11 protein-coding genes are annotated in these 14135 nt (G+C 52.4%); all 11 read left to right on the forward strand.

Annotation, left to right across the window (positions count from 1 at the left end; all coding sequences use genetic code 11):
* The first annotated feature begins 110 nt into the window (after positions 1-110).
* The 11 genes from WQ57_RS05715 (at position 111) to WQ57_RS05765 (ending at position 13666) form a co-directional block, all read left to right on the forward strand.
* Complete coding sequence (locus WQ57_RS05715; protein ID WP_046522784.1) at positions 111-362, forward strand: hypothetical protein; 252 nt, start codon at positions 111-113, stop codon at positions 360-362.
* Positions 363-411: 49 nt separating this feature from the next.
* Entirely contained in the window at positions 412-1146 is a 735-nt protein-coding gene (locus WQ57_RS05720) for a hypothetical protein (protein WP_046522785.1), read from the forward strand.
* Between the two features lie 4 nt (positions 1147-1150).
* A complete protein-coding gene (locus WQ57_RS05725) occupies positions 1151-2572 on the forward strand; it encodes an Mbeg1-like protein (protein ID WP_046522786.1) in 1422 nt (473 codons plus the stop codon).
* Positions 2573-2585: 13 nt separating this feature from the next.
* Positions 2586-2792, forward strand: coding sequence for a hypothetical protein (locus tag WQ57_RS05730; RefSeq protein ID WP_241481488.1), 207 nt, complete (start codon positions 2586-2588; stop codon positions 2790-2792).
* A gap of 205 nt (positions 2793-2997) precedes the next feature.
* A complete protein-coding gene (locus WQ57_RS05735; RefSeq protein WP_046522787.1) occupies positions 2998-3300 on the forward strand; it encodes a WXG100 family type VII secretion target in 303 nt (100 codons plus the stop codon).
* A gap of 36 nt (positions 3301-3336) precedes the next feature.
* Entirely contained in the window at positions 3337-3639 is a 303-nt protein-coding gene (locus tag WQ57_RS05740) for a pore-forming ESAT-6 family protein (RefSeq protein WP_046522788.1), read from the forward strand.
* A 224-nt stretch (positions 3640-3863) separates the two neighbouring features.
* On the forward strand, positions 3864-5105 hold the full coding sequence (locus WQ57_RS05745; protein WP_052948651.1) for an FHA domain-containing protein: 1242 nt from the start codon (positions 3864-3866) through the stop codon (positions 5103-5105).
* 26 nt (positions 5106-5131) lie between these two features.
* A complete protein-coding gene (locus WQ57_RS05750; RefSeq protein WP_046522789.1) occupies positions 5132-5917 on the forward strand; it encodes a PP2C family protein-serine/threonine phosphatase in 786 nt (261 codons plus the stop codon).
* Positions 5914-7860, forward strand: coding sequence for a serine/threonine-protein kinase (locus tag WQ57_RS05755; protein WP_046522790.1), 1947 nt, complete (start codon positions 5914-5916; stop codon positions 7858-7860). Before WQ57_RS05750 ends, WQ57_RS05755 begins: the two co-directional genes overlap by 4 nt.
* A gap of 18 nt (positions 7861-7878) precedes the next feature.
* Positions 7879-8826, forward strand: a complete 948-nt coding sequence (locus WQ57_RS05760; RefSeq protein ID WP_046522791.1) for a hypothetical protein — start codon at positions 7879-7881, stop codon at positions 8824-8826.
* 13 nt (positions 8827-8839) lie between these two features.
* Positions 8840-13666 (forward strand): Ig-like domain-containing protein, encoded by a 4827-nt coding sequence (locus WQ57_RS05765; RefSeq protein ID WP_046522792.1) that lies wholly within the window; start codon positions 8840-8842, stop codon positions 13664-13666.
* Positions 13667-14135: the final 469 nt, after the last annotated feature.

Consider the following 14135-nt stretch of genomic DNA (forward strand, 5'->3'; position numbering starts at 1 on the left):
TGTTTCATGTGTAACAGTCAGATGCATCGATGATAGGCAGATGCGGCGACGGCTTTTGTACAGTGGCAGCCGGAAGCCCGCGGATGTCAGGTGAAGGAAGGTGAGGTTTCATGGATAAGGTGCTGGTCGAGGTGTATGTTCCGGCAGCGGAAAAGGAGTTTGACGTGTTCTTGCCGCTTGAAAGCAAGCTGTATGAAGTGCTCCACCTGCTGGCCGGGACGCTGACGGAGCTGTCGGACGGCCATTTTGCGGCCACTCCCGACACCATCCTCTGCGACCGCAGCAACGGGGAAATTTTAAACATCAACTCAACGGTCGGCGAGAACAGGCTCGCCAACGGGACGAAATTGATGCTGATTTAAAGGGCCGGGCACTAAAGCCTCCGCCCAGAAAGAGTAGGAAGGGTGCTATATGGGTCTAGCAAGAATCGCCATTATCATTATTTTAGTCATGATTGGGGGGACCGGCTGCATGCAGTCAGAAGGTGAGATTGTCAGCTACCTGGAAGAAAAGTATAACAGCAAGTTTGAGGTTGAAGGCGGCAAGGAAGGCAGTGACCTGTTCCCGGACATGTACGGGAAGGACCAGATCGTCGCCCATCCGGAGGGAGATGACAAGCTTGTGTTTTTGGCAGGGGAAAGCAAAACACAGGAAGGCGGCTTTTTTGACCGCTACCCGCTCGCCAAGTGGTCGAACGAGCTGGATGAAAAGTACAGCAATGCTGTCGCCAAAGAGTTTGGCAGCGATGCCCAGTTCAAAACACTGCTGTATGTCCAGGGTGACAATTACAGCTCCGAGATGATCGATATGCATGTGGAAGACTATTTTAAAAGCAACCAGGAAGCGCTCGTCACCTTGAACATCGGAATCAAGACGGCCGGCGAGCCGAACGTGGATGAGTACCTCGAAGGCATCTACTCCCTGCAGCAGCAGCTGAAGGAGCTTGGCGTCGAGAGCTATGGCGTAACCGTAGGGTTTGTGGATGAATCCGAAGACATTTCCGACTATATCCGCACCTCGAATGTGAACAACCTGCCATGGTCCAACCTGGATGCGAAGGTGTATGGAAGTATCATGATCGACAATCTGCTCGACATTCAAAGTCCGGAGCAAATAAAAGAATACTATGAACCAATAGAGGGGTGAGCGCATGTCCCTTGATCAACTGACAGATGAAGAAAAGCATGTCCTTTTGACCCTCTCGTATGTGGATTTGCCGAACAATCAGCGTCTTGAAGGCAAGAGTCTTGAGCAAATCTGGCAGACAGCCAAATACAATTTTGATGAAAAAGATGACACCTACCATACGCTGAACGATTTTATCACCAGCAGAAACTTTGAAAATTCGAATCTAAAAGGTGTCACACTTGTCGGGTATGAAAATTTCAACCCAAATGAAATGAACAATTCGCAGGGAAAATCGGACTCCGGTTTTGTCGGCTACGCCTTCAAAGATTCGGAGGATAATAGTGTCGCAATGTTCCGCGGCAGCGAATCGATGGGCAACTTCGGCCACCTGAAAACAGACTGGTCGTCCAACCTTGAAGCCGGGGTCGGCATCCCGATTCAGCAGCAGAACGAGGCGAACGCTTTTTACCGCAACTACATGGGGGACCTGGACGGCGAACGGCTCGTGCTTGGCCACTCAAAGGGCGGCAATCTTGCTTCCCATGTGTTTGTCGAGAACCTGGATGACAATGTGAAATCATATGTGATCAATGCGGCGCCCCTGTACTGGTGGGATTTGTCCGACCGGCAGAAGGAAGCGCTGAAAGGCGACCGGAATGAATTCATCGTGTTCAAGCTCGACCCGGTTTCGCAGCTCGGATATGTTCCCTATGTGGATAGAACTGTAGGGACGAAGCCGCGCGATTCGATTTTCCAGGTGTTCAATCCGTTTTATACGCACGGACTGGCGGCTGTGGGCGGCTTTGATCATAACGGCAATTTTTCACGCTCGGAAAAAGGGGCGAACTGGTCGCGGGACGGAATCAATTACCTGACCGCCGGGCTCGTGTTCGGCGCGTCGATGACCAATCCGGTTTTACTGAAAAAAGCCTCGATTTACGTGCAGAATGTGACGCCTTACATCATGGCGGCCGCGGCCAAGGGGCTGGCGCGCACGGCGAATTATCTGCGCGACGAGTCAATCAAGCTGGTGGCGAGGCTGCAGCAGATGAACCAGGCTCTGAAAAGCAGGCTGAATTCGTTCTTTGATGATGTAGCGAAAAAGGCTGCGGGGCTGGTCGCCGGGCTTGCCGGGCTGATGTCGGCGGGCAGCGCAAGTGCGGCCTACGTGGAGCCCGTGATTTCCGTCGACATCGGCCGGCTGAAGTATTATGCCGACCGCCTGCAGAACTTGAAGCGGCGGACTTCGCACCTGAACGAAATGATCGACAGCCTGTACTGGGAAGCCGGCATCCTTGGGCTGACCCATGTGCTGCGGGCTGACCTCAGCACGTCCTTTGACCACCGGATCACCCAGAGCATCTCCTACCTGAACAACACCGCCAACCTGCTGCAGCGCAATGAACGCTATCTTGCGCAGCAAGCCCATAGTGTGCGGACTTAAAGGAGGAAGAACGATGGAAGTGAAAAAAATGGACGCCAAGATGAAAGGCAAGGTGAACCGGATTATCTCCGAGTCCTACAGCATCGCCCGCGAACTCGAAGACATCGCCCAGGGCATCCAAAGCGAGTTTAAAGGCATCGGCTCGGCCCAATGCGCCTCCAGTTTGCGGAGTGCCGCGCAGAAATACCGGAACGTATCGAGTGAATTGCGGAGGATATAGGGAATCGGGGCTGCTTCTTGTGAAAATAGGACTGCGGGGAAGGAGATTTAGCTGAGATTGCACTTTTAATCCTGATTTTGGTGCATTTAATGCTGATTTTGTTGCATTTAATCCTGATTTGCGCACTGATAATCCTGATTTCCCCTGTTTTAATCCTGATTTTATCCAAGGAACGCAGAACCCCTATTTTAAGGAGGTGAAAAAAATGTCAAGATCGATCATGGTAGAACCATCACGGCTTGAGAATGCTGCCAACCGCATTGACCAGCAGGCGGCGGACTACGAGAGAACCTACAAGGCGCTTTTCAGCGAAGTCGAAGGAATGGGCGCGGCGTGGCAAGGGACGGATAACACCGCCTATGTCAGCCAGATCAAAGGCTTTCAGGATGACTTTGTCAAAATGACCACCCTGATGCGCCAGTATTCCGAGTTCCTGAAGCTCAGCGCGAAAACATACCGCGAAACACAGAATGAAGTCATCAACCAGGCACGCAGACTGTCCAACTAACCTGCAAGTCTATTACATAAAGAGGAGGTGGAACCTATGGCAGGAGAAGGCATTAAAATTACCCTCGGCGAGGTGAGCAATACCGCTGGCCAGATTCGCACCCTGAACCAGCAGCTTTCAATCAGGCTTGAGGAAATGAAAAAGGAAATGAACCAATTGGCATCAACATGGAATTCCGATTCGTCCAACACCATCCGCGGCAACTTCAACGCCCTCGCACCGCGCTTTGAAGAATATCGCCAGGTGGTCGACAGCTATGCGAAATTCCTCGACAACACCGTAACCAACTACAACCAGGCTGAGACAGCTATTAATAATAATGCGAGCTCGTTTAAGTAAAAAAGCGGAGGCGGCCGTTTAGCGCCGTATGGACTGGAGCACGGCGACTGAGATAAAGGAAACACGAAGAGCGTAGCGATTCGATGTTGACTTATCGTAGGGAGGCGGGCGAAGTCCACTAGGCGCTGGCCGCAGGAGCTAGACAGTAATCTTAATAGGCATCAACATGCAGGGCGCCGCCCAGGCGCTCTGCATGCCAAACAACAATGTGATGGAGTCGGATGATGATGATCAAACAAGTTAGCTTGACCCTGGATAACCAATTTTTATTTTATAAAAAAAGTGCACATGAAGTGGTCGACACGGCGAAGCTGGACTGGCTGCAGCGCAGCTCGATTCCGGGTATCCTGCCCTGCGTCGCGATCCAGGACAAGTTCATCCGCTATGACCTTGCTGGCGCAACGGCCCTTGCGCATACTCCTGTCATTATTGGCAGTTCCCTGTACAGCTTGCTTGCAAACATCGCGGAAACCCTGATGGAGGCTAAAAAGGCCGGCCTAGACACCGGCTGTTTTGTCATGAACAAAAACCAGGTCTTTATTGATCCTTTTTCAAATGCATTAGTTTTCATCTATCTTCCGGTAAAAAATAATTCCTTTGAAAAGGTATCACTTAAAGAATTTATCCAGGAACTCATCACCGTGGCTCCGTATGACGAAAACAGCGGCGCCAGCTTCTTTATCAAGCTGCATAACTATCTACTGTCGAGCGACAGCATCGAGCCGGAAGAACTGGCCGCCAAGCTTGGCGAATGGGCGTTGGACCCCGGCCTGCAGTTTGAACAGAACCACCACCGCTTCACAAGCGAGCCGAAGTACTACAGCCCGGGGAGTGCGCTGGCAGCGGTCATCCAGTTCAGCGAGGGTAGGTCAGATGCTTCTCAGACCGGTGAGGATGTTCAATCAAGCAAGCGCCCGTCAGCCGCGACTCAGCCAAGGGAGCGTCCGTCAGCCATCACTCAGTCAACCGAGCGTCCGTCAGGGTCCGCTCAGTCCACGAGGGACCCGGCAGCTTCCATGCAATCCAGCGAAAATACGGCTAGGCAGGAGTCACCATTGAGTGGCAGCTTTAAAGCAGAGGAAGACCTTCCCCAATATCCCGAAGACGAAGGCACCACCGTCCTCGGCGTCCAGCAGGAAGAGGAGGAAGGCACCACCGTCCTTGGCACTGCTATGAGCGCCCCTTATTTGCTGGCCGCCAACGGTGAAAAAATCTACCTGGACAAGCCCGTTTTTAAAATCGGCCGCGACCCGCTCCAGGCGGACTATACGAGGGACAACCTGGTCATCGGGCGGGTTCATGCCCTGTTTTTAACCCAGAATGGCGAGTATTTCTTCGAGGACAATGCCTCGAGGAACGGCAGCTTTATCAACGGCGTCAAGGCAGAGCCACAGCAGAAAATCAAAATACGGCATGAAGACTGTATCAAACTTGCAAACGAGGAATATATATTTCGCTTGTTTTAGAAGACTGTTTTAAAGGAGGAAGAAGGATGGCATTCCAAATGGCCTATCACACCGACATTGGCATAAAAAAGAAAAGCAATCAGGATGGGCTGCTGATGAAAACGGCGAAAACTCCTGAGGGAGAGGTCGGACTGTTCGCGATTTGCGACGGCATGGGCGGCCTTTCGCACGGGGAGCTGGCGAGCGCCACCGTCATCAGGGGATTGTCGGACTGGTTCGACCAGGAACTGCCAAACCTCCTCCGGGAAAAGCAGGAGCGCAGCATCATAAGCGGGCTCCAAACCTGCATCACCGCGCTGAACGATAAAATCTTCAGCTACGGAAAGGCGCGGAACATCCAGCTTGGGACCACCTTGTCCGCACTAATGGTCGTCTATTCCCGCTGCTACATCATCCAGGTGGGCGACAGCCGGATCTACTCCATCTCCTCCGGCGTCACCCAGCTGACGAAGGACCAGTCGCTCGTTGCCAGGGAAGTCGAGCGCGGCAACCTCACGGCGGAACAGGCGCGCCGGGACCCTCGGCGCAACATTCTGCTTCAGTGCATTGGCGCGACAGAGAACCTCGACATCACGATCACGGAAGGACTTGTGGAGGACCAGGCCTATTATTTACTCTGTACCGACGGTTTTTACCATGAAATTCAAGCCCGTGAGCTCGCCGAAAGTCTCCAGCAAGGACAGTTTTACAGTGAAAGCCAGCTAAAAGTGAAGCTTGTGGAGCTGGTGGAGCTGGCAAAAGGCCGCCAGGAAACCGACAACATCTCGGTCATCGCGGTGTCCAGCACGCAGAAAAGAGGGGAAACAGCGTGATTAAGATTGGCACAGTGATTGATGAACGATACGAAATCCTCAAGGAAATTGGCCGCGGCGGCATGAGCGTCGTTTATCTCGCGATGGACAACAGGCTTAACAAATCGCTTGTTGTCAAGGATATCCGCAAGCGGGCCAACAGCAATAACGAGCTTCTGATCAACTCCCTGGTTGTCGAGGCCAATATGCTGAAGAAGCTCGACCACGGCGCCCTGCCAAGAATTTACGACATCATCGATTCCGCAGGCGACATCTATGTGGTGATGGACTATATCGAGGGCGAATCATTAAAAGAAATGCTCAACCGCGAAGGCAGGCTGAAGGCAGTGGATGTGATCGACTATGCCCGCCAGCTCAGCCATGTGCTTGGCTACCTGCATTCCCGCAAGCCGCACCCAATCGTCTACCGCGACATGAAGCCGGACAATATCATGCTCACGCCGGAAGGAAAGATCAAGCTGATCGACTTTGGGATTGCCCGCGAATACAAGAGCGAGAATTCGACAGACACGACCAACCTTGGCACAAAAGGCTATGCGGCGCCAGAACAGCTGTCCGGCAAGCAGACCGATGCCCGCACCGACATCTACAGCCTTGGCGTCACGCTTTACCATCTTGTTACCGGCAAGAGCCTGAGCGAGCCGCCGTTTGAGGTGAGGCCGATTCGCCAGTGGGACCCGTCTCTTCCCGAGGGGCTTGAGCACATCCTCCTGAAGTGCACGCAGTCCGAGCCGGCAGACCGCTACCAGAGCTGCGAGGAGCTCAGCTATGACCTTGAGCATATTGAAAGGCTGACACAGGGCTATAAAAACAGGCTGATCAAGCAGCTCGGACTGTTCCTGATTCCTGCCGTGCTGTTTTTCGCGTTCTCGACCACCTCGGTGCTCGGCTACCGCGGCATGAAGAACGAGCAGTTCCAGGATTATATGGGCCTCGTGAGCTCCTCGAGCCTTGCGCTGATGGAGGGCAGGGAAACGGAGGCGGCGGAACTGCTGGAGAAGGCGATCACCTCGGTCGACAGCCACAGGCCGGAAGCGTACATCTACCTGCTCGATTTTTACCAGAACCGCGGTGAAGTAGACATCGGCCTCGAGAAAATTCGCGCGTATATCAATGATAAGTATGGCAATGTCCATAAAAATGATGCTGTCCTTTTCAAAATGGGGATGACCTATTTCGACGCCAAGCGCGATTATCCGACGGCTTTACGCTATTTCCAGATGGTGAATGAAAAGAAGATTCCGGATGCGAAATACTACAAATCGCTCGCGGCTACGATGGGAACGCTCAGCGTCGACTATGAAAAGTTCGCCGACGACCTCCTTGAATTCCATGAATTCAACGACAGTCTGCCCAATGATGCGAAAAAGCTTGAAAACTACAATTCTCTGGCGAACATCTATCTTTCTTATAAAAGCCAGCTTCCCGACGCCAACACAGAAGCGATCGACATTATCCACAAGGCGGACAGGATCCTGGACCAGCTTGGCCAGGAGCAGCTGCAGTTCAAATATGAAATGCAGTTCGAGCAGAAGCTGGCGCAGGCCTACTACAGCCGCGGCGTAAATACAAAGGATGTGACGGCGGCAAATGAGGATTTCGAAGCCGCCATCGGGCACTACTACAACCTGCTGGACCTGAATGCGCCAAACGAGGAGGACATTCTCGGCAGCATCGGCACCATCCACCAGGAGATGGGAAACCATGCCCAGGCGGCCGAGCAATTCTCCTCGGCGCTTAAAAAATATCCAGACAGCATCTCCCTTTATGTGAAGCTTGGCAATCTCCAGCTCGACATCCAGCAGCTGAAGGAAGAGCCGAAGCGCAGTTACACAGAAGCCAGGAAAACCTATGAACAGGCCGGTAAACTGGAAGGCGCCCAGGAGAATGAAGCCTATAAAAAATGGACGCGCCGGATGAAGAATCTCGGAATCATCGAATGATGGAAAGAGGCTAGCACAATGGACTATCACATCCTGTTTTATGGAGGCATGGCGGGGGCGCTGGTCGCTCTCATCCTGGCAGTCTTCCTTTATATAAAACTCAATATCCCGCAGGTGATGAAGGACCTGACAGGCATCTCCCTCCCAGGAGCGGCAAGAATCGCCAGCCGCCAGAAATTCGCCGAGGCCGAGCAGACAGGCAGGATTACCAACGAAATCAAGCTGCGCAAAGATGTGGATGTATCGGCGGCTGAGCGGACCCTGACGATGGAGAATCAGCAGAAGCACACCTCCACCCACAATCTCGGCCAGGGATCCGCCGCAATGACACGGCCTTCCGCCGTCCAGCCGGCAGCAGCCCTGGCGGCGACATCCCTGCTTACTCCAGGTGAAAAGAAGGAAGCAGGTGACACGGTGCTGCTTGAGCATGCGGGAGGTATGGAGAGCAATGAGGCGGAGGAAACCACTTTGCTGCAGGGCATCCAGGCTGGCCTGCAGCGTCCTGCAGCTTCGCACGTGGAGGAAACAACCTTGCTTCAGGATAGCCAAGGAGACCGGGTCCAGCCTGGAGCACCTCTCGTGGAAGAAACGGCGCTGCTGTATGATTCTTCCAAGGTTGAACGTGTGGAAGAAACCGTGTTGCTGGATGGTTCTTTCAATTCAGAGAATGCCGCGGAAACCGCCCTCCTGCAGGAAACGGAATTACTCAACGAAACCAGTTCGCACCACGAGCCTGCGGAGACGGCCCTCCTGTCAGACATCGAAGAAACGGAGCTGCTGACACCGGCGGCAGAAACGGCCCTCCTCACAGACATCGAAGAAACGATGCCTCTGTCACCAACAACGGTGCTCACGCCTATAGAGGAAACAACCCTCTTGGCGGCGGCAGCTCTGGAAGAGGAGCAGGAGCTTTATTTTAAAAAAGAAGTGGACATTATCGTGGTCCACACGACGACGATCATTTAAAAGGGGAATCAGAATGATGCTTGCGATGTTTAGAAAAAACAAGGTGCTTGTGGTGGTTTGTGCGGCGCTTGTCCTGCTGTCCGGGGTCTTGCTCCGCGACAATCCGGCGTTTTCGACAAAAACGGGGATTGACCGCTACATCCTTTTCAACGGCCAGTCATGGAACATGGACACAAGCTTCAACCAAAACTGGCTGACAAGCGAAGACACCATATCCTTCACGGTCGACCTTGAGGACGATTATGAAAATAAATTCGCCAACGCGAAGGAAGGCGAAGAAGCCCAGCCGGTGGAAACACCGTTCACTGTTACCGCCTCCCATGAAGGGGAAGCCGTTACGGTGCCGGCACCGGTCAAGGATGACAATTTTAAAGGTAAATACAATGTGAACATTCCTTTTACAAAAGAAGGCACCTTGGACATACATATTGACATACCGGAAAACAACAGCTGGGACGCCGATGCTGCCTCGGCGGATTTCAAAGTGACAAGGGATGGCGCCGCCCCGGCGATCACCCTGCCTGGCAACCTTGACGGCACGCTGTCCACGAAGGCTGTCACCGTCAATATGAGCATTGAAGACGCTCATTTCGATCCGCAGAATGTGCAGCTGAGCGCGACCCGCTACGGCAGCGATATCCCTGTGTCAGCCAAGTGGGCCGGGAAAGATGGCGCCTATCATGGCTCTGTCACCTTCGAGGAGGACGGCGAATACAGTCTGAGCCTCTCAGCCATTGACACTGCCGGCAACAAGAGCAAAGAAAAGAGCGTTTCCTTCTCGATCCGCACGAAAGGTCCGGACCTGCAGGTGACCCATAACGACAAGCCTGTCGAGAGCGGAGGCTTTTATGCAATTGACAGCATCGGTCTTTCTGTGGACAGCAACATCAAGCTGTCGAAGACGGAAGCCGTGATCATCAGTAACGGCACAGCCGAAACGAAGGCGCTCACTCTTTCGCCGAACGGGCGCGAAGCCAAGCTTGACGGTGGATACTATTTTAGTGAGGATGGAACCTACGAAATTGCCGTGAGTGTGACCGAAAGGCATGCGCTCGGCCAAACTCATGACCTTGCTCCGATTGTGCTGCATATCGACCGCAAGAATCCTGAGTTCAAGGTCGAAGGCGCCGCCGACCAGGAGAATTATGATGAAAAGAAAGAAGTGGCCATCACCGCGCTTGACGAGAATTTCTCCAGCGGAAGTGTCACTGTTACGCGCACCGGTTTTAATGGTGTGGAAAAAGAAGACAGCTACAAGCTGGATGGAAGCGGCAAGGCCACATTCAAGGCCGACCGTGACGGCTTGTATGAAGTGACAGCCAAGGCGGCTGACAAAGCCGGCAACAAGGCTGAGCAAAGCTTTTCGTTCACAGTGGACACCGGCGCACCATCTGTCTGGCTGTCCGATGAAAACATTGATGGAAAGTACCTGAATAAAGATAAAGATCTCACCATCTTTGTCCAGGATTTTACCCTGAAATCGAAGCCGGTTCTCAAGGTGAAGAAGGACGGCGAGGAATACCTGACAACCGAACTGGACAGATTCTTTTTCCGCTACTCGAAGGCCCTTTCCTTCAAGGAAGATGGCGTGTACGAGCTGGAGCTGAGTACGGTTGATTATTTTAACCGCGAATATACGCTTGGTCCGATTTCGTTCACAATGGACCAGACTGCACCGGAGTTGAGCGTCGCAGGCGTCAAGGATGGCGAGCTGTATGGCGGACCGAAGACAGCGGAAATCAAGGCGGAGGACAAGAACCTTGTGCTGGAAGAGACGCTGCTGAAGGTGACCCGCAACGGCAAAAAACATCTGGAAGCAGCCGGTGAGGATGCGCTGCAGAATCACGAGTTCAAGGAAGATGGCGAATATGTGCTGACTTTTGAAAGCACGGACAAAGCCGGCAACAAATCGGTAACTGGCCCGATTTCGTTCGGCATCGACCAGACGCCGCCGGAGCTTGGCATCACTGGCGTGGACAACGGCGAGCATTACCAGAAGCGTGAAGCGGTGCTGACGGTCGTGGACCAGCGTGTCGACCTGAAGAAAACAGAAGTCGAAGTGAAAAAGGACGGCGAGCCTCAGGACCTTGGCAAACTTAAATGGGATACAAGCAAACTGGAGAACGGCCTTTGGGAAGCAAAACTTGCACTCAGCTTTGAAGAAGAAGGCGACTACGAGCTGACTCTTCATGCTGCCGATGAAAAAGAGAATGCCGCTGAAAGCATGAAGCGTACGTTCACCATTGACCACACTGCCCCTGTAATCAGCCTGGATGGCATTGACAAAGATTTCATCCAGGAAGGCAAGACGCTTGTCATCACAGTGGACGAGCATAATTTTAACCACAATAAAGTAACTGTTTCGGCTACGAAAAACGGCCAGAAGCATGATCTTGGAAAATGGGAGAATACCGGTGAAATTTCAAAGCTGAACCATACGTTTAAAACCGATGGCGACTACGAAATCATCGTCTCTGCCGAAGACAAGGCCGGCAACAAGGCCGAGAGCAAGAGTTTAAAGTTTACGGTCGACAATGTGAAGCCTGTGATTGAGATTTCCGGCGCGCAGAATGGCTCCTATTGGAAGAGCAGCAGGAAAGTAAGCATCTCCGTGAACGAGCATAATTTTAAAAATAATGCCGTGGACATCTCGGTCACAAGGAAGGCCAACGGCGAGAAGAAGGCCTATGACATTGGCACGTGGTCCAATACGGGCAAGGTGTCGAGCATCTCCCACGAGTTTGGCACTGACGGCGAGTATGAAATTACGGTCACAAGCGTCGATGCCGCCGGCAATAAGGCTGACAGTAAGAAGCTGCTGTTCACGATTGATCAGGTAGCGCCTGAGCTGGGCATTGCCGGTGTGGAAGACGGCGAGGACTATCGCACGAATAAAACGGTCACGTTCAAGGCCAGCGATATCAATCTGGATCTGGGCAAAGTGAACCTGAATGTCTCCCGCAACGGCCAGGCCTACAATGTTGGCAATTTTAGGCTGACAAGCGCTTCGACCGCGGAACTCAGCTTTATGTTTAAGGAAGAAGGCAGCTATGTGCTCAACCTGCGGGGTGCCGACAAAGCCGGAAACGAAACGGTTCATAAGCGGATTGCGTTCATCGTTGATAAAACGACGCCTGTTGTCGCCATCTCTGGCGTTGAGGATGGATCGTTTAACCCGGCAGCAAGGAATGTGACTGTTTCGGTTGATGAACTGAATTTCAGCACCAACAACGTTTCCATCGCTGCCACGAAGGATGGCCGGAATTTTAGCATCGGCTCATGGAAGAATACCGGCAAGGTTTCAAAGCTGAGCTACAATTTTAACCGAGACGGCCTTTATACGCTAAGCTTGACGTCCACGGATAAGGCAGGCAATGGCCCGGCCGTGGAGAAGAAGACCTTCACAATCGACACCGTCAAGCCGGCGATCGAGATCACCGGCGTCGAGAACAATGCGCACTACAATGTGAATAAAAATGTAAGTGTGGCGATTACCGACCTGAACCTGGATGTCAACAGAATCACCGTGACGCGCAATGGCGCAGGCTATAATCCTGGCGGCTTCTCTGTCAGCGGAAATGTCGCATCTCTGAGCCATGCGTTCAGCACGGAAGGCGAATACCGCATTCTTGTGGAGGCGACCGACAAGGCGGGCAACTCCCACAGCGCGAACATGACGTTTACCATTGATAAAACAGCACCGGTGATTACGCCGAAATTCAAAGGCCAAAACCGCGTGATTAAAAACGGCGAATTCATCAACGAAGTATTCACGCCAGAGTTCGCGCTTGACCAGCGCGATGACAGCATCGTCTCGGTTACGCTGAACGGCGGCAGCAATCTGGGCGCCAATGTTCCGGTGGCATCGCGCGAAATGAAGTACACCTACAAGGTGCTGGCGCGCGACAAGGCGGGCAATGAAAGCACCCAGGAAATTTCGTTCACGCTCGATACCACCAAGCCTGCCCTGAACATCACCGGCGTGCTCGATGGCTTTTTCAACAACACCATCGCGCCGCGCGTGACGTATTCCGATTTGCATCTCGACAGCAGCAAGACCTCGGTCACCCTGAACGGCGCGCCGTTCGTCAATGGCACAAGGCTTGAGCGCGAGCAGGATTATGTGCTGAAGGCCGTTGTCACGGACCTGGCGAACAATGTGTCATCGCGGACGATTGTGTTCACGATTGATAAAACAGCCCCGGTGATTCAGTTCAAGGAGCCGATTTCGAACCTGTATTTTAATGAAGATTTGATTCCGGAGCTGCTGATTGAAGACCTGAACGCGTATGATATCATCGCGATGCTGCTGAACGGCGAGCCATACGAGCTTGGCGACCCGATCACCGACGAAGGCAAGCATGTGCTCTCCTTCGAGGTCAAGGACAAGGCTGGCAACATCCAGCAGCTGAGCGTCGAGTTCATCCTCGACAAAACGGCGCCGAAGGTCATCTTTGACGGCGTCCAGGAAAACCGGCAGTACCGCGATCCGGTCTCCCTGTCGATTTACCTTGATAATCCTGAGGACAAGATTAAAAATGTGATGATCAATGGCGAAATGTTTGATGGCGATGTGGTTGAGGAAGACGGCCGCATTGTGATCAAAACGACGCTGACTGATGTGAAAAAATATGAAGTCGCGGTAACCGCCTACGACGAAGCGGGCAACGAAACCGTGAGCACCATTCCGTTCGAAATCATCGAAAAAGGCGCTCTCGTCAAGCTGTACGAAAACAAGCCGCTGTTCACCGGCACCATCGCCGGACTGGTCGGCGCACTAGTGGCCGCCTCCGTGCTCTTGTGGCGGAGACGGAAAACAACGGTCGTCGAAGAAGAATAGAGGGAAAGAGGAGGGACAGATAGTGCTGTTCCTCTTTTTGTGCGGTTAATGCGTAAAAAGATTTTATCTACACAGCTTGAGGCGAAATCTGCACAAAGTGAGTTTTATCTACACAACTTGAGGCGATATCTACACAAAGAGAAATTTTATCTACATAACACGAGGTGATATCTACACCAAAGGAATTTATCTACACAACCCGGGGCGATATCTGCACAAAAACATTTTATCTACACCACACGTAAAGATATCTACACAAAAACCATTATATCTACACCACACGATAACAAATCTCCAAAACAGAGCCAGTTTCAAGCAAGATAAATTTCAACAAAAACATCCCGACAAATCACAACAGCAATTGACAAATATTTGTGGAAGATAGTTACTATTTTCCTACCGTTATGGTAAAATAAACAATTAGGGTAGAATATGGTTCGCAGATAGCAGCCGCGACTGAAACGAATGA

It is taken from the genome of Mesobacillus campisalis, from assembly GCF_000986785.1.
Classification (GTDB): domain Bacteria; phylum Bacillota; class Bacilli; order Bacillales; family Cytobacillaceae; genus Mesobacillus_B; species Mesobacillus_B campisalis.